This is a genomic window from Prauserella rugosa, from assembly GCF_000719975.1.
Classification (GTDB): Bacteria; Actinomycetota; Actinomycetes; order Mycobacteriales; family Pseudonocardiaceae; genus Prauserella; species Prauserella rugosa.
In genome coordinates this window covers 1-204 of the sequence record NZ_JOIJ01000093.1, presented here as the reverse complement: position 1 = coordinate 204, position 204 = coordinate 1, and the positions used below count along the sequence as shown (strand labels likewise).

General features: G+C 69.1%; 1 pseudogene. It reads right to left on the bottom strand.

Going from position 1 to position 204, the window contains the following annotated elements:
• Positions 1–180 (bottom strand): annotated as a pseudogene (locus IF64_RS27825) (HNH endonuclease); the annotation flags it as partial.
• Between the last annotated feature and the right edge of the window lie 24 nt (positions 181–204).

The window sequence follows — 204 nt, the reverse complement described above, 5'->3', positions numbered from 1 at the left end:
TCCAGCCCGGGCCATCCGAGCCCGCTCCGCCTGCCCACCCGGATCGATCTTCTCGACCAGTCGAGCCGCGTGCTGGGCCAAATTCCGAGGCTGCCACGAGGTGGGGGGAGCCGAGGCGAGCTTGTCGCTCAACAACGCATCCACCTGCCGGGCATGCTCGTCAGACAGCGGCGAGGTCACGGCCAAGATCCGCCGGGCCCCATA